The 14390-nt window shown below is 68.8% G+C and carries 13 protein-coding genes and 1 tRNA gene; 9 read left to right on the forward strand and 5 right to left on the reverse strand.

The features are described 5' to 3' along the window. The first annotated feature begins 20 nt into the window (after positions 1-20). Positions 21-557, forward strand: a complete 537-nt coding sequence (locus tag KJK29_RS18500) for a winged helix-turn-helix transcriptional regulator (RefSeq protein ID WP_215120268.1) — start codon at positions 21-23, stop codon at positions 555-557. Here the strand turns inward: KJK29_RS18500 and KJK29_RS18505 are convergent. Both KJK29_RS18505 and KJK29_RS18510 read right to left on the reverse strand, forming a co-directional pair. Then, positions 541-1086, reverse strand: a complete 546-nt coding sequence (locus KJK29_RS18505) for a LuxR C-terminal-related transcriptional regulator (protein WP_215120269.1) — start codon at positions 1084-1086, stop codon at positions 541-543. The genes KJK29_RS18500 and KJK29_RS18505 overlap by 17 nt on opposite strands. 322 nt (positions 1087-1408) lie before the next feature. Further along, positions 1409-1492 (reverse strand) — tRNA-Leu (locus KJK29_RS18510). Positions 1493-1976: 484 nt separating this feature from the next. Between KJK29_RS18510 and KJK29_RS18515 the strand changes: the two genes are divergently transcribed. From KJK29_RS18515 to KJK29_RS18545, 7 genes are all read left to right on the forward strand, one after another. Next, entirely contained in the window at positions 1977-2846 is an 870-nt protein-coding gene (locus KJK29_RS18515) for an FhaA domain-containing protein (RefSeq protein ID WP_215120270.1), read from the forward strand. 10 nt (positions 2847-2856) lie between these two features. Next, complete coding sequence (locus KJK29_RS18520; RefSeq protein WP_215120271.1) at positions 2857-3369, forward strand: FHA domain-containing protein FhaB/FipA; 513 nt, start codon at positions 2857-2859, stop codon at positions 3367-3369. Between the two features lie 138 nt (positions 3370-3507). Then, positions 3508-5061, forward strand: a complete 1554-nt coding sequence (locus tag KJK29_RS18525) for a Stp1/IreP family PP2C-type Ser/Thr phosphatase (RefSeq protein ID WP_215124345.1) — start codon at positions 3508-3510, stop codon at positions 5059-5061. A gap of 27 nt (positions 5062-5088) precedes the next feature. After that, on the forward strand, positions 5089-6537 hold the full coding sequence (locus KJK29_RS18530) for an FtsW/RodA/SpoVE family cell cycle protein (RefSeq protein ID WP_215120272.1): 1449 nt from the start codon (positions 5089-5091) through the stop codon (positions 6535-6537). Continuing rightward, entirely contained in the window at positions 6534-8012 is a 1479-nt protein-coding gene (locus tag KJK29_RS18535; protein WP_215120273.1) for a peptidoglycan D,D-transpeptidase FtsI family protein, read from the forward strand. The genes KJK29_RS18530 and KJK29_RS18535 overlap by 4 nt, the downstream gene beginning before the upstream one ends. A gap of 169 nt (positions 8013-8181) precedes the next feature. After that, a complete protein-coding gene (pknB, locus tag KJK29_RS18540) occupies positions 8182-10197 on the forward strand; it encodes a Stk1 family PASTA domain-containing Ser/Thr kinase (protein ID WP_215120274.1) in 2016 nt (671 codons plus the stop codon). 105 nt (positions 10198-10302) lie between these two features. Beyond that, the gene (locus KJK29_RS18545; RefSeq protein WP_215120275.1) at positions 10303-10695 is read left to right on the forward strand and encodes a hypothetical protein; all 393 of its coding nucleotides are present in this window, start codon (positions 10303-10305) and stop codon (positions 10693-10695) included. A gap of 77 nt (positions 10696-10772) precedes the next feature. On the opposite strand, the gene KJK29_RS18550 is transcribed toward KJK29_RS18545, so the two are convergent. Both KJK29_RS18550 and KJK29_RS18555 read right to left on the reverse strand, forming a co-directional pair. Then, a complete protein-coding gene (locus tag KJK29_RS18550) occupies positions 10773-11435 on the reverse strand; it encodes a hypothetical protein (RefSeq protein ID WP_215124346.1) in 663 nt (220 codons plus the stop codon). A gap of 2 nt (positions 11436-11437) precedes the next feature. Next, a complete protein-coding gene (locus tag KJK29_RS18555; protein ID WP_215120276.1) occupies positions 11438-11971 on the reverse strand; it encodes a hypothetical protein in 534 nt (177 codons plus the stop codon). A gap of 573 nt (positions 11972-12544) precedes the next feature. Between KJK29_RS18555 and KJK29_RS18560 the strand changes: the two genes are divergently transcribed. Next, positions 12545-13576, forward strand: a complete 1032-nt coding sequence (locus KJK29_RS18560) for a restriction endonuclease (protein WP_215120277.1) — start codon at positions 12545-12547, stop codon at positions 13574-13576. A 51-nt stretch (positions 13577-13627) separates the two neighbouring features. Here KJK29_RS18560 and KJK29_RS18565 read toward each other — a convergent pair whose 3' ends face one another. Then, positions 13628-14380, reverse strand: a complete 753-nt coding sequence (locus KJK29_RS18565) for a class E sortase (RefSeq protein WP_215120278.1) — start codon at positions 14378-14380, stop codon at positions 13628-13630. Between the last annotated feature and the right edge of the window lie 10 nt (positions 14381-14390).

Consider the following 14390-nt stretch of genomic DNA (forward strand, 5'->3'; position numbering starts at 1 on the left):
GAGCCCCATAAAGTGGAGCCATGCGACGGACCTCGTTCGACACCTGGCCCTGCTCCATCGCCCGCACCGCCGACATCCTGGGCGACGCCTGGACCCTGCTGGTGCTGCGCGAGGTCTTCTACGGCGAGTCCCGCTTCGACGGCTTCATCGGCACGCTCGGCATCGCCCGCAACACCCTCACCGACCGGCTGCGCCGCCTGGAGTCCGAGGGCCTGCTGGAGCGGCGCGCCTACCAGACCGACCCGGTGCGCCACGAGTACCTGCTGACGGACAAGGGCCGCGACTTCTTCGGCGTGCTCGCGGCGATCAACGCCTGGGGCGACCGCTGGCTGGCCGGCGACGAGGGCGCCCCGGTCGTCCTGCACCACACGTCCTGCGACCACGACACCCAGGCCCGGGTCGTCTGCTCCTCCTGCGGCGAGCCCCTGCACCACCGGGACCTGACCGCCCGCACCGGCCCCGGCTACCCGCCCCGCCTCCTGGACGACCCGGCCGTCCGGGAGCGCTTCGCCCCCGGACGGACCCTGGGGGATGCCGGATCTAGGACTTCGCCCTGACCAGCCCGGCGTCGTAGGCGGTGATCACGGCCTGGATCCGGTCCCGTGCCCCGATCTTGGCGAGGACCCGTCCGACGTGCTTCTTCACGGTGGACTCGCTGAGCACGAGCCGTTCGGCGATCTCCGCGTTCGTCCAGCCCTGCCCGATCGCGACCAGCACCTCGCGTTCGCGGTCGCTGAGGGCCCCGAGCCGCGGATCCGGCACGGGCGGGTCGGCCGGTGCCAGGACCTGATGGGCGTAGGCGTCCAGCAGGCGCCGGGTCAGCCGGGGAGCCACCACGGCGTCGCCGGTCGCGACCGCGTGGATGCCGGAGACGAGTTCCTCGGGCCGGGCGTACGCCGTGCCGCCCACGGTGACCGAGCCCCGGGTCGGGGCGTCCAGGCCGACGATCATGCGCATCGTCGTGGACTTGCCCGCCCCGTTGGGGCCGAGGAACCCGGTCACCTCGCCGGGCTTCACGGTGAAGCTCAGATGGTCGACGACCGTCTTGTCGCCGTAGCGCTTCGTCAGCTCGCGCGCTTCGATCATGGGTGGGGGCCTTTCCTGCCTCGACTCGGACCGGCCCGCGGACGCGCCGCGGTGTCTGATGTCGAAGCTAGGAGCGCGGCCCGCCCGGCCCCTGGGACCGGAGGCGACTCTTCGGCGTCCGGGTGGTACCGCGGTACCACCCGACCCACCGGAACCGGTGGCTCACAGCGAGGCCCCGGCAGCCGTGAGATAGCTCACGCGTGCGAACGGTCGTGGGGCCTGACCAGGCTGTGTGATGCCTCACAGGAATCACGGACACGAGAAACGGGCCCCTGCCGTGACTTCCGTCACCGGCAGAGACCCGTTTCATCGGTTCTCACTGTGCGCGAGGGGGGAGTTGAACCCCCACGCCCTTGCGGGCACTGGAACCTGAATCCAGCGCGTCTGCCTATTCCGCCACCCGCGCATTTGGGTGTGTCCTGGGCTCCTGTCCCTTGCGGGCCGGGCGCCTTCCGACACCCAGAACATTAGCACGCAGGAAGGGGTGGGTTCACATCCCTTCTCCCCGCAGGCAGACCCGCCCGCGAACCTTCGATGCCCTGGCCACGTATCAACACGCACTGATTCACGTATCAACCTCGTACCGGTACCCCTGGTCCGCGCGGGAGGCGGTCCGGGTCCACAGCCCGGTGCGGGACACTGGTCCACGGCCGCCTCTACGATCCTTGGCAGGGGTACGCGAGGCGGTGACGCGCAGCAGTACCACCGGAGGAGTTCGAAGACGAGCTCCACAGGGAACTTCGTCATGCGTCGACACCCGTCGGCATGGCCGACAGGGGGAACCAGCCGATCGAGCGGCGCGTGGATACGATCAGTAAGCAGTACCAGCAGTACCCGGCAAGCGGCCCGCAGGGCAGTACACAGGACGGCAGCCACGGAGGAGGTGCCCCATGGGAGTCCTGAAGAAGTTCGAGCAGCGTCTCGAAGGTCTGGTCAACGGCACCTTTGCCAAGGTGTTCAAGTCCGAGGTCCAGCCCGTGGAGATCGCGGGAGCGCTCCAGCGCGAGTGCGACAACAACGCCACCATCTGGAACCGCGACCGGACGGTCGTGCCCAACGACTTCATCGTCGAGCTGAGCACCCCGGACTTCGAGCGGCTCAGCCCCTACTCCGGCCAGCTCGGCGACGAGCTCGCCGGCATGGTGCGCGACTACGCCAAGCAGCAGCGCTACACCTTCATGGGCCCCATCAAGGTCCATCTCGAGAAGGCGGACGACCTCGACACCGGCCTGTACCGGGTGCGCAGCCGTACGCTCGCCTCCTCCAGCAGCCAGCAGGACGGCCCGGGAGGCGGCGCCGCCGCGCCCGCCGCCCCGCAGGGCGGACGCGGTGGCTACGGCTACCCGCCGGCCGGCGGGCCCTCGGGCGCCCCGCCCATGCCGTCCGCGCCGCCGCCCGGCGGCCGCCCCGGCGGCTACGGCCAGCCCGCGGGCGGCCAGCGGCCCCCGGCCGCCCCGGCCGCCCCGGCCGCCGGCGGACGCACCCGCCACTGGATCGAGATCAACGGCACACGCCACCAGATCTCCCGCGCGACGCTGGTGCTGGGTCGCAGCACCGAGGCCGACGTGCGGATCGACGACCCCGGCGTCTCCCGCCGGCACTGCGAGATCCGGACCGGAACGCCCTCGACGATCCAGGATCTCGGATCCACCAACGGCATCGTGGTGGACGGGCAGCACACCACCCGCGCTACGCTCCGCGACGGCTCGCGGATCGTCGTGGGCAGCACCACCATCATTTACCGGCAAGCCGAAGGGTGAAGCGGGGGCAATGTCAGAGCTGACCCTCACGGTCATGCGGCTGGGTTTTCTGGCCGTTCTGTGGCTGTTCGTGATCGTGGCCGTGCAGGTCATCCGCAGCGACCTGTTCGGTACGCGTGTCACGCAGCGCGGATCGCGCCGCGAGGCCGGCCGGCAGCAGCAGGCCGCCGCACGCCAGGCGCCGCCGCAGCAGCGCCAGCAGTCCGCCGGCGGACGGCGCGGCCGTAACGCCCCCACCAAGCTCGTCGTGACCGAGGGCACCCTCACCGGCACGACGGTCGCCCTCCAGGGCCAGACCATCAGCCTGGGCCGGGCGCACGACTCGACGATCGTGCTGGACGACGACTACGCGTCCAGCCGTCATGCCAGGATCTATCCGGACCGCGACGGCCAGTGGATCGTCGAGGACCTCGGCTCCACCAACGGCACGTACCTGGACCGGAACCGGCTGACGACTCCCACACCGATTGCGCTGGGCGCGCCGATCCGCATCGGCAAGACCGTCATCGAGCTGCGGAAGTAGTGCTACACCAATGAATGAGCGCGAGCGGAGCGAGCACGCGGTGGCGGGCCTCCCGGGCCCCCGCGCGCTCCCGACCGGAGGGTGGGCAGTGTGGCTCGACACGACCGGCTGTACCCGGAGCCGACGGGCGAGGTGCGCATGAGTCTGTCACTGCGCTTCGCCGCCGGATCGCACAAGGGGATGATCCGGGAGGGCAACGAGGACTCCGGTTACGCCGGCCCGCGCCTGCTCGCCATCGCCGACGGCATGGGCGGCGCCGCGGCCGGTGAGGTCGCCTCCTCCGAGGCGATCTCCACCATCGTCGCGCTCGACGACGACGTCCCCGGCTCCGACGTCCTCACCTCGCTCGGCACGGCCGTACAGCGCGCCAACGACCAGCTGCGCTCCATGGTCGAGGAGGACCCCCAGCTCGAGGGCATGGGGACCACCCTGACCGCCCTGCTCTGGACGGGCCAGCGCCTCGGCCTCGTGCACGTCGGCGACTCCCGCGCCTACCTCCTGCGCGACGGCGTGCTGACGCAGATCACGCAGGACCACACCTGGGTGCAGCGCCTGGTCGACGAGGGCCGCATCACCGAGGAAGAGGCGACGACCCACCCGCAGCGCTCGCTGCTGATGCGCGCGCTCGGCTCCGGCGACCACGTCGAGCCCGACCTCTCCATCCGCGAGGTCCGCGCCGGCGACCGCTATCTGATCTGCTCCGACGGCCTGTCCGGCGTGGTGTCCCACCAGACCCTGGAGGACACCCTCGCCAGCTACCAGGGCCCCCAGGAGACCGTCCAGAACCTGATCGAGCTGGCGCTGCGCGGCGGCGGCCCGGACAACATCACCGTGATCGTCGCGGACGTCCTCGACCTGGACACCGGCGACACCCTCGCGGGCCAGCTCTCCGACACCCCGGTCGTGGTCGGCGCCGTCGCCGAGAACCAGCACCAGCTGCACGACAACGGCATCATGCAGACCCCCGCCGGCCGCGCCTCCGGCCTCGGCCGCCAAGGGCACGGGCACGGCGGCGGAGGGGAGTTCGGCCCGCCCGGCTCCGGCGACACCACCGGCTACATCCCGGCGACCGGCCTGGACTACGGCGACGACGACTTCGTCAAGCCCCGCCGCAAGGGCCGCTGGCTGAAGAGATCCTTCTACGGCGCCCTCGCGCTGGCCGTCATCGGCGGCGGTCTGTACGGCGGCTGGCGCTGGACGCAGACGCAGTACTACGTCGGCGCCGAGGACGAGCACGTCGCGCTGTACCGGGGCATCAGCCAGGATCTGGCCTGGGTGTCGCTGTCGGAGGTCGAGAAGGACCACCCCGAGATCGAACTCAAGTACCTGCCGCCCTACCAGCAGAAGCTGGTCAAGGCGACCATCGCCGAGGGCGGGCTGAAGAACGCCCAGTCCAAGATCCAGGAACTGTCGGTGCAGGCCTCCGCGTGCAAGAAGGAAGCCCAGCGGCGCGACGCCGAGACCCGGAGCAACGCCAAGACCGGCGAAGGCGAGGCCGGGGGCACCACGGGAACCACTCCCGCCTCCTTCACGTCCAAGGCCACACCGACGCCGAACCCGTCGAACCCGTCGGGATCGCCGTCGGCGCCTGAGAAGTCCACGCCCCCGTCCACGACCGCACCTACTCCCAGCCCCGGCCCCAGCCTCTCGGAGGAAGAGCAGAAGGTCGTCTCGCTGTGCGGTAAGCAGTAGGCAAGCCGTGAGAGGCCCTGTCACACGATGAGCAGTACGAATACGTCGAACTCGCCGACGCACCACACGTCCACGATCGGCGCGATCGGTGCGCCGAGCCGGCGCAACACCGAGCTCGCGCTGCTGGTGTTCGCCGTCGTCATCCCGGTCTTCGCCTACGCCAACGTCGGGCTGGCCCTCAATGACTCGGTCCCGCCGGGCCTGCTGAGCTACGGCCTCGGCCTCGGTCTGCTCGCGGGCGTCGGTCATCTCGTGGTGCGGAAGTTCGCGCCGTACGCGGACCCGCTGATGATGCCGCTGGCCACCTTGCTGAACGGGCTCGGTCTGGTCGCCATCTGGCGGCTCGACCAGTCGAAGCGACTCAGCAATTACGCCGATGCAGCACCGCGCCAGCTGTTGTACTCAGCGATGGGCGTCGCCCTGCTGGTGGTCGTGCTGATCTTCCTCAAGGACCACCGCGTCCTGCAGCGCTACACCTACATCTCCATGGCCGGTGCGCTGTTCCTGCTGGTCCTGCCGCTCGTGCCCGGCCTCGGCGCGAACGTCTACGGCGCCAAGATCTGGATCAAGATCCCCGGCCTCGGCACGCTCCAGCCCGGTGAGTTCGCGAAGATCGCCCTCGCGGTCTTCTTCGCCGGCTATCTCATGGTCAAACGGGACGCCCTAGCCCTGGCCAGCCGCCGCTTCATGGGCCTGTACCTGCCGCGTGGCCGCGACCTGGGTCCGATCCTGGTCGTCTGGGTGATGTCGATCCTCATCCTGGTCTTCGAGACCGACCTCGGTACGTCCCTGCTGTTCTTCGGGATGTTCGTCATCATGCTGTACGTCGCCACCGAGCGGACCAGCTGGATCGTCTTCGGTCTGCTGATGTCCGCGGTCGGCGCCGTCGGTGTGGCGAGCTTCGAGCCGCACATCCAGACCCGTGTGCAGGCCTGGCTCGACCCGATGCGCGAGTTCGAGCTCAGCCGGGCCGGCGTCCAGGACGGCATCGTCCACTCCGAGCAGGCCATGCAGGCCCTGTGGGCCTTCGGCTCCGGCGGCACCCTCGGCACCGGCCTCGGGCAGGGCAACTCCGACCTCATCGGCTTCGCCGCCAACTCCGACTTCATCCTCGCGACCTTCGGCGAGGAGCTGGGCCTGGCGGGCGTCATGGCGATCCTGCTGATCTACGGCCTGATCATCGAGCGGGGCGTGCGCACCTCGCTCGCGGCCCGCGACCCGTTCGGCAAGCTGCTGGCCATCGGCCTGTCCGGTGCCTTCGGTCTCCAGGTCTTCGTCGTGGCCGGCGGTGTGATGGGCCTCATCCCGCTGACCGGTATGACGCTGCCGTTCGTCGCCTACGGCGGATCCTCCGTGATCGCCAACTGGGCCCTGATCGGCATCCTGCTGCGCATCAGCGACACCGCACGCCGCCCGGCCCCCGCCCCGGCAAGCAACCCCGACGCCGAGATGACCCAGGTGGTCCGCCCGTCATGAACAAGCCCCTGCGCCGGATCGCGATCTTCTGCGGTCTCCTCGTCCTGGCCCTGCTGATCCGCGACAACTGGATCCAGTACGTCAAGGCCGACGAGCTCCGCACCGACAAGCAGAACCGCCGGGTCATCATCGAGCGGTACGCCTCGCCGCGCGGCGACATCATCGTCGACGGCCAGCCGATCACCGGCTCCAAGGAAACATCGGGCAGCGACTTCAAGTTCAAGCGCACCTACAAGGACGGCGCGATGTGGGCGCCGGTCACCGGCTACGCCTCGCAGGCCTTCGGTGCCACGCAGCTGGAGAACCTCGAGGACGGCATCCTCACCGGCAACGACGACCGGCTCTTCTTCCGCAACACGCTCGACATGCTCACGGGCAAGAAGCAAGAGGGCGGCAACGTCGTCACCACGCTGAACGGCGCCGCGCAGAAGGCCGCGTACAACGGTCTGAAGAAGCAGGGCGCCAAGGGCGCGGTGGTGGCTCTGGAGCCGTCCACCGGCAAGATCCTGGCGCTGTCCTCCTACCCGTCGTACGACCCGTCGACCTTCGCGGGGAACTCCACGACCACGGACACCAAGGCGTGGCAGAAGCTGGAGAAGAAGAACAACCCCGACGACCCGACGCTCAACCGGGCGCTGCGCGAGACCTACCCGCCGGGTTCCACCTTCAAGGTGCTCACCGCGGCCGCCGCACTGGAGGACGGGCTGTACTCGGAGGCGGACCAGAAGACGGAGACGCCGCTGCCGTGGACCATGCCGGGGACCACGACTCCGCTGAAGAACGAGGGCAACATCCCCTGCAAGAACGCGACCCTGCGGGTGGCGCTGCAGTACTCCTGCAACACCGTCTTCGGCAAGATCGGCTCCGACCTCGGCAACGAGAAGATGCTGGCGATGGCCAAGAAGTTCGGCTTCACCGAGGAGCAGTTCACCCCGGTCCGCGCCAACGCCTCGGTCTTCGGTGACGACATGAACCCGTCGGAGACGGCGCTGTCGTCGATCGGCCAGTTCAACACCGCCTCGACCCCGCTGCAGATGGCCATGGTCGCCTCGGCCGTCGCCAACGACGGCAAGCTGATGAAGCCGTACATGGTCGACGAGCTCCAGGCCCGCAGCGTCGACACCATCGAGAAGACCGAGCCGGAAGAGCTCAGCCAGCCGATGTCCTCGGAGAACGCCCAGATCCTCCAGTCGATGATGGAGACCGTCGTCGACAAGGGCACCGGCGCCAACGCCAAGATCGACGGCGTCAAGGTCGGCGGCAAGACCGGTACCGCCCAGCACGGTGTCGACAACAGCGAGAACCCCTACGCGTGGTTCATCTCCTACGCCAAGGACAGCGACGGCGGCGCACCGGTGGCCGTGGCGGTCGTGATCGAGGACGACAACGCCGTCCGTGACGACATCTCCGGCGGCGGCCTCGCGGCGCCGATCGCGAGGAACGTGATGGAGGCGGTCATCAAGAGCAAGAAGTGACCCCGCTCACGTCTGCTTCACATCGGTGCACGTTGCGATACCGGTCCTGTATCGGCTGACGGGCTTGGCCAGGTCACACAAAGCGAGCCGGGTACGGTAGGCCCGGACGGCAGCCTCCGACCGTACAAGATTTCCGGTCGGGACCGACGGAGAGGGCTGGTAGGTAGCTATGGAAGAGCCGCGTCGCCTCGGCGGCCGGTACGAACTGGGCCAGGTGCTCGGGCGTGGTGGCATGGCGGAGGTCTACCTCGCGCATGACACCCGCCTCGGCCGCACCGTGGCGGTGAAGACGCTGCGCGCGGATCTCGCGCGTGACCCTTCCTTCCAGGCCCGGTTCCGCCGGGAGGCCCAGTCGGCCGCCTCGCTCAACCATCCCGCGATCGTCGCGGTCTACGACACGGGCGAGGACTACATCGACAACGTGTCGATCCCGTACATCGTCATGGAGTACGTGGACGGCTCGACGCTCCGTGAGCTGCTGCATTCCGGCCGCAAGCTGCTGCCGGAGCGGACGCTGGAGATGACCATCGGCATCCTCCAGGCCCTGGAGTACTCACACAGAGCCGGCATCGTCCACCGCGACATCAAGCCGGCCAACGTCATGCTGACGCGCAACGGCCAGGTCAAGGTCATGGACTTCGGCATCGCCCGCGCCATGGGCGACTCCGGCATGACGATGACCCAGACCTCGGCCGTCATCGGCACCGCCCAGTACCTCTCCCCGGAGCAGGCGAAGGGCGAGCAGGTCGACGCGCGGTCGGACCTCTACTCGACCGGCTGTCTGCTGTACGAGCTGCTGACGGTCCGTCCGCCGTTCGTGGGCGACTCCCCGGTCGCCGTCGCGTACCAGCACGTGCGGGAAGAGCCCCAGTCCCCGTCGGTCTTCGATCCCGAGATCACGCCCGAGATGGACGCGATCGTGCTGAAGGCCCTCGTCAAGGACCCCGACTACCGCTATCAGTCGGCCGACGAGATGCGCGCCGACATCGAGGCCTGCCTCGACGGCCAGCCGGTCGCGGCCACCGCCGCGATGGGCTCGGTGGGCTACGGCGGCTACCCCGACGACCAGCCGACGACGGCCCTGCGCGCGGACGCCGGCGCGGGCGCCACGTCCATGATGCCCCCCGTGGGCCCGGACGACGGCTTCGGCTACGACGACCGCCCCGACCGGCGCCGCGGGCAGCAGCGCAAGTCCAACACCTCGACGATCCTGCTGGTGGCGGCGGGCATCCTGGTGCTGGTGGGCGCGATCCTGATCGGCCGGTGGGCGTTCAGCGGCAACGGGGTCGGCAACGAATCGGTCGACACCCCGAACTTCGTCGGCGAAACGGTGGACGACGCCAGGAGACTGGCGAAGAACAGCGACCTCAAGCTGACCACCACCAACAAGCCCTGCGAGGAGCAGAGCAAGGGCAAGGTGTGCGAACAGGACCCGACGGCCGGGACGAAGGTCAAGAAGAACGACACCATCACCCTGACCGTGTCGACCGGGGCGCCGAAGGTGGCCGTGCCGAGTGTCGTCGGCAAGATCATCGACGACGCCAGGGCGACGCTGGAGGACGACAAGTACAAGTTCAAGGTCGAGACGAAGCCGCAGGAGTCCCCTGAGGACCCCGGCACCGTCCTCGAGCAGAGCCCGGATCTGGGCAAGGAGGTGGAGAAGGGATCCACGATCACCCTCACCATCGCCAAGGCGGAGGCGAAGTCCACCGTCCCGGATGTTCTCGGCCAGAGCTGTGACCAGGCCAAGGCGCAGATGACGGCCAACGACCTGGTCGGCAACTGCACCGAGGTCGACACCCAGGACGACAACCAGGTCGGCAAGGTCATCCAGACCACACCGCAGTCCGGTTCCTCCGTCGACAAGAACTCGTCGGTCAACATCCAGATCGGCAAGAAGGAACAGCAGAAGGCGCGCGTGCCCCAGGTCGTCGGCCAGACGGTCGGCCAGGCCAAGCAGGCGCTGGCGGCGGCCGGCTTCACGAACATCCAGTTCGCGAACGGCAGCGACCAGAGCGACACCGCCCTCGTCGCCGGCCAGGACCCCCAGGGCAACCAGGAGGTCGACGACCCGGCGGCCACGACGGTCACCCTGCAGACCGTCGGCGTCGGAGGCGGCAACAACGGCGGCAACGGCAACGGCGGCATCTTCGGAGGCCTCAACGGCCGCAACGAGGACGACTGACCGCACCGCGTACGACAGGCGCCCCGGCACCCTCGGTGCCGGGGCGCCTGTCTGTCCCCTGGGTTATGATCACGCCATGATCGCGTCTTGAACGCGACATGACCAATGGGGGTAATCATCAAGAAGCACATCGTGGCCGCCCTGGGGGCTGCCTGCGCCCTGACCTTCCTCGCCTCGGGGACGGCGAACGCCGGGACCAACAGCGGCTTCGTCGAGACGACGGACTGGGACCCGGGCGGCAGGGGCGCTTTCGGTCATGACGGGGACTGCCTGACCGTCTACGACGAGCAGAGCGACGGCTACGCCGTCGAGATCCACCTCTTCAGGATGAGCGACTACAAGACGATCGCCCAGCTGAAGACGAAGCAGCCCGCCCTGACGCACGAGTACCAGTGCTTCGGGAGCAAGGTGCCCGAGAACATCAAGGTCGGCGTGCGCGTCTCGCTCATCAAGAGCGGCGACAAGTTCAGCGGCTTCAAGCACAACCTCACCACCTGAACCACGGTGGTGTGACGAGCGGTTGAAGGGGGCTTGCCCGCAGGTCATGCGGGCAGGCTCCCTTCGTCTCGGGCCTGCTACGCCGAGCGTCGGGCGAAGGAGCGGGCCTTGCCGCGCCGCTCGGGGTCGAAGGCGTCCGTCGCCCCCGCTCCCTGGTCCCCGGGCCCTTGCTGCCAGCCGACGATCTTCCGGGCGACGCCCTTCAGCCGCGGATGCCCCGGCTTGACGCCGATCTCGAAGTGGGACTCCTTCGCCGGCGTGAGGTCACCGCCCCAGACGACGACACCGTCGAGTTCGGCGAGGATGTCCCGGACCACGATGAGTTCGTTCGGGTACAGACCGTTCTTCGCGCCGAGCGGGTACGACAGCGGCCGGATGGCGATCGCCGTGCCGGAGAGGTGGTTCGACTCGTACTCCGCCTCGATCCGGCGCTCGCCCACCCATCCGTGGACATCGCCGTCCCGCAGCCGGTCGATCTCGTAGTGGAACCGGCGTGCCACATGCAGCAGGACCACGGCGGCGTCACCGCCGGCGAGTCTGACCTCCTGGTCGCTGCCCTCGACGGTGAACGACTCCGCCTCCTTCAGCAGCGGCCAGCCGTTGCCGCTGGTGTCCTTCGTCCAGGAACCGGCCTCGGCCGCCGCGACGGCCGCTCCGGCGGGCAGGAGCGAGCCCAGGGCCGCCGCACCCGCCACACCGATGGTGGCACCGGCAAAGCGACGCCTCGTCAGGTCACCCATCTTCATCTGTCTCTCCTAGGTCTCAGAGCAGTCACCACCGCGGCGGCGAGGCACAGCACGCCGATCGCCGCCAGCAGGGCGAAGAACACAAGGGCCGGGTTGACCCAGGCGGGAACAAGGTCGAAGTTCTCGTTGCACTTGCTGGACAGCGGGAACCAACGGTTGAACTCCTGCGCGTGCGCTTCCCGGTAGGCGTCGTCGTAGCTGACGCCGTGCCCGTGGACACAGGCCTCCTCGACGTCCAGGCCCCCGGAGAGGATCCCGGTCAGATAGGCGACCGCGAATCCGCCGACACCGGTCGACACGCAGGCCGCGCCCAGGGTCAGCCAGGTCCCGGGCCGGCCCCACCGGCGCGCGCGGACGGCCCGGACACCGCTGCGGCCACCGGCGACCGCGCCGAGGCACAGCACACCGACCACGGCCGCCACGACGATGCCGGTGGCGCCCAGGAGGAACAGCAGCGCGACGCCCATCACGGCCAGCCCGGCCAGAAAGGCGAAGCGTTCCGGCCGGAGAGACTTGTTCCAGTCGGTCATGACTCAGTCCACGAATCCCTGCTAGAAGGTCTGAAGCCTGTCGAAACCACCCCGGAGGCCATCATGTGCTCCGCGCCCGGGCAATAGCCGGTGTGGGGTCCTTGAAGCTCCGCCCGACCGACATGCCGTTGGAGTCGCAATGATCGGCGAAGCCCGCCGGGACATCGAAACGCGCGTCAGGCCGGCGGCCGTCCCACCGTGAGGAAGAGGCGCATCGCGGCGTCCCGCACCGGGGCGCCCCGGCGGCGGGTGTGCACCGCGCGATTCATCAACCGGGCGGCACGGGCCTGCCGCTGGGTGGGACGGCGGCGGGCCGCGTCGTAGGCGGCGAGGGCGTCCTCGACGCGGGACCGGGACGCCGTTCACGGGCCAGGGTGACACCGTGGATCAGTCGCCCCGGAGCCCGGGATCCACCTGGTGCTGGGCGCACTGCTCCTGCGCCAGGGTGCCGTTTCGGGTTCGTCTCGCAGACTCGTACGCCCATCGATCGTGTCTTCACATTTCATGACTCGTTCACCGGGTGGGGTGGGGAATCGAAACGCCGCCCCGGCCACACGAGCCGGAGGGCAAGACATGATCAACGAAACCGCGCTGCTGGAATCGCCGACTCTGCGCTGCAGTGTGCTCGACCGCACGGACGTACTCGACAGAGTCAACACACTGACCCTGCTGCCGGACGGGATGCATGTGACGACGGCGATGGTGGCAACGTACTTCGAGGTCGGTCTCGAAGCCATCAAGTCACTCGTCAAGGACCACCGAACCGAGCTGGAGGCCAACGGTTACCGTCTGCTGACCGGCGAAGAACTGAGGTCCTTCAAGAACCTCAGTGGAATCCAGTCCCGCACCCGGTCCCTCGCCCTCTTCTCCCGACGCGCCGTCCTCAACGTCGCCATGCTGCTCCGTGACAGCGAAGTCGCACGTCAGGTACGTGTGTATCTCCTCGACATGGAGTACCTCGCACGCACACAGCCTGTGGAAAACCCTGTCCCGGCCGACGTCGGATCCCTCGACGACCGGATCGACCAGCGCATCACCCACATCCTGGGCAGGACAGTCGTTCCCATGTTCAACGCCCTGATCGAAACGTCGGGCGAGCACCGGCGAGAGCTCATCGCCCTACGGGCAGGCGTCCAGCGCATCGAGAAGCGACTGCAGCAGCACAACGCGAGGCTGCAGCGGCTGGAAGGCCCACGAGAAGACCGCCCCCTCGCCGGAGTCATGGCCGCCATGGACGCCATGAACGGACGCGAGTTCGAAGAGCACGTCGCCGAGCTGCTGCGCCGCGACGGCTGCACCGACGTCGTCGTCCAAGGCGGCGCGAGGGACCGGGGCATCGACATCACCGCCCTCACAGCCTCCGGGCGGCGCATCGTCGTCCAGTGCAAGAGGTTCGCTCCGCACCTCTCCATCACCAGCCCCGACGTCCAGAAGTTCGCCGGGGCCGCCAAAGTCCTGCACGAATCCGACGTGGCCCTCTTCGTGGCGACATGCCCCTTCACCCGCGACGCCCGGAACATCGCAGCCGAGAGCGGCATCACCGTGGTGCACCGCGGACTGCTGGAGGAGTGGAGCGCCGGTGCGCCGCTGAACGGTCTGGAGTAGCAATCGGACCACGGCACAAAGGCCCGAAGCCGCAAGGAAAGTTTGCGGCAGTCAGCCCAGTTCCTTCGGCGGCGTCCGGTCCGCGTCGACCTTCTCGACCCGCTCCAGCTCACCCCACACGACGTAGCGATACGTGCTCGTGTACACCGGCGTGCAGGTCGTCAGGGTGATGTAGTGGCCCGGCTTCTTCTTCCCCGACTCCTTCGGGACCTCGGACAGGACCTTGACGTTGTACTTCGAGGTCTCGGGAAGGATGCCGTAGACCTTGTAGACGTACCACTTGTCCTTCGTCTCGAAGACGATCGGGTCGCCCTTCTCGATCTTGTCGATCTTGTGGAACTTGGCGCCGTGGCCGTCGCGGTGAGCCGCGAGGGAGAAGTTGCCGGTCTTGCCCGACATCGGCAGGGCCGACTTGACCGGGTCGGTGTAGTAGCCGGCGACACCGTCGTTGAGGATCTTGTTCGACGTGCCTTTCTCGACCAGCACCTCACCACCGCTCATCGCGGGCACGTGCAGGAAGCCGATGCCGTTCTTGGTGTCCAGCACACCGGGGCCGCCCCGGCCGTGGGCCCAGTTGTCACGGACCTTGTCGGCCTGCTTGCCGGCCGCGCGGTCGGCGACGACGTTCGTCCACCACAGCGAGTACGCGACGAACAGGCCGAGGACCAGGCCCGCGGTGATGAGGAGTTCCCCGAAGACACTGACCGCTATGGCGATCGGGCCGGGCCGACGGCGTGCCGCGGCCCGCCGTGGCGCGGGCGCGCCGATGTGCTCTTCGTGGTCCGTGTCGGTGGTCGCTGCCACTGGTCATCTG

Origin of the sequence: Streptomyces koelreuteriae (assembly GCF_018604545.1) — a bacterium.
Classification (GTDB): domain Bacteria; phylum Actinomycetota; class Actinomycetes; order Streptomycetales; family Streptomycetaceae; genus Streptomyces; species Streptomyces koelreuteriae.

Bases quoted from the DNA above. Each gene is read 5' to 3' on its own strand.
- KJK29_RS18500 (WP_215120268.1), top strand. From the start codon at position 21: ATGCGACGGACCTCGTTCGACACCTGGCCCTGCTCCATCGCCCGCACC.
- KJK29_RS18505 (WP_215120269.1), bottom strand. From the start codon at position 1,086: ATGATCGAAGCGCGCGAGCTGACGAAGCGCTACGGCGACAAGACGGTC.
- KJK29_RS18515 (WP_215120270.1), top strand. From the start codon at position 1,977: ATGGGAGTCCTGAAGAAGTTCGAGCAGCGTCTCGAAGGTCTGGTCAAC.
- KJK29_RS18520 (WP_215120271.1), top strand. From the start codon at position 2,857: ATGTCAGAGCTGACCCTCACGGTCATGCGGCTGGGTTTTCTGGCCGTT.
- KJK29_RS18525 (WP_215124345.1), top strand. From the start codon at position 3,508: ATGAGTCTGTCACTGCGCTTCGCCGCCGGATCGCACAAGGGGATGATC.
- KJK29_RS18530 (WP_215120272.1), top strand. From the start codon at position 5,089: ATGAGCAGTACGAATACGTCGAACTCGCCGACGCACCACACGTCCACG.
- KJK29_RS18535 (WP_215120273.1), top strand. From the start codon at position 6,534: ATGAACAAGCCCCTGCGCCGGATCGCGATCTTCTGCGGTCTCCTCGTC.
- pknB (WP_215120274.1), top strand. From the start codon at position 8,182: ATGGAAGAGCCGCGTCGCCTCGGCGGCCGGTACGAACTGGGCCAGGTG.
- KJK29_RS18545 (WP_215120275.1), top strand. From the start codon at position 10,303: ATGGGGGTAATCATCAAGAAGCACATCGTGGCCGCCCTGGGGGCTGCC.
- KJK29_RS18550 (WP_215124346.1), bottom strand. From the start codon at position 11,435: ATGGGTGACCTGACGAGGCGTCGCTTTGCCGGTGCCACCATCGGTGTG.
- KJK29_RS18555 (WP_215120276.1), bottom strand. From the start codon at position 11,971: ATGACCGACTGGAACAAGTCTCTCCGGCCGGAACGCTTCGCCTTTCTG.
- KJK29_RS18560 (WP_215120277.1), top strand. From the start codon at position 12,545: ATGATCAACGAAACCGCGCTGCTGGAATCGCCGACTCTGCGCTGCAGT.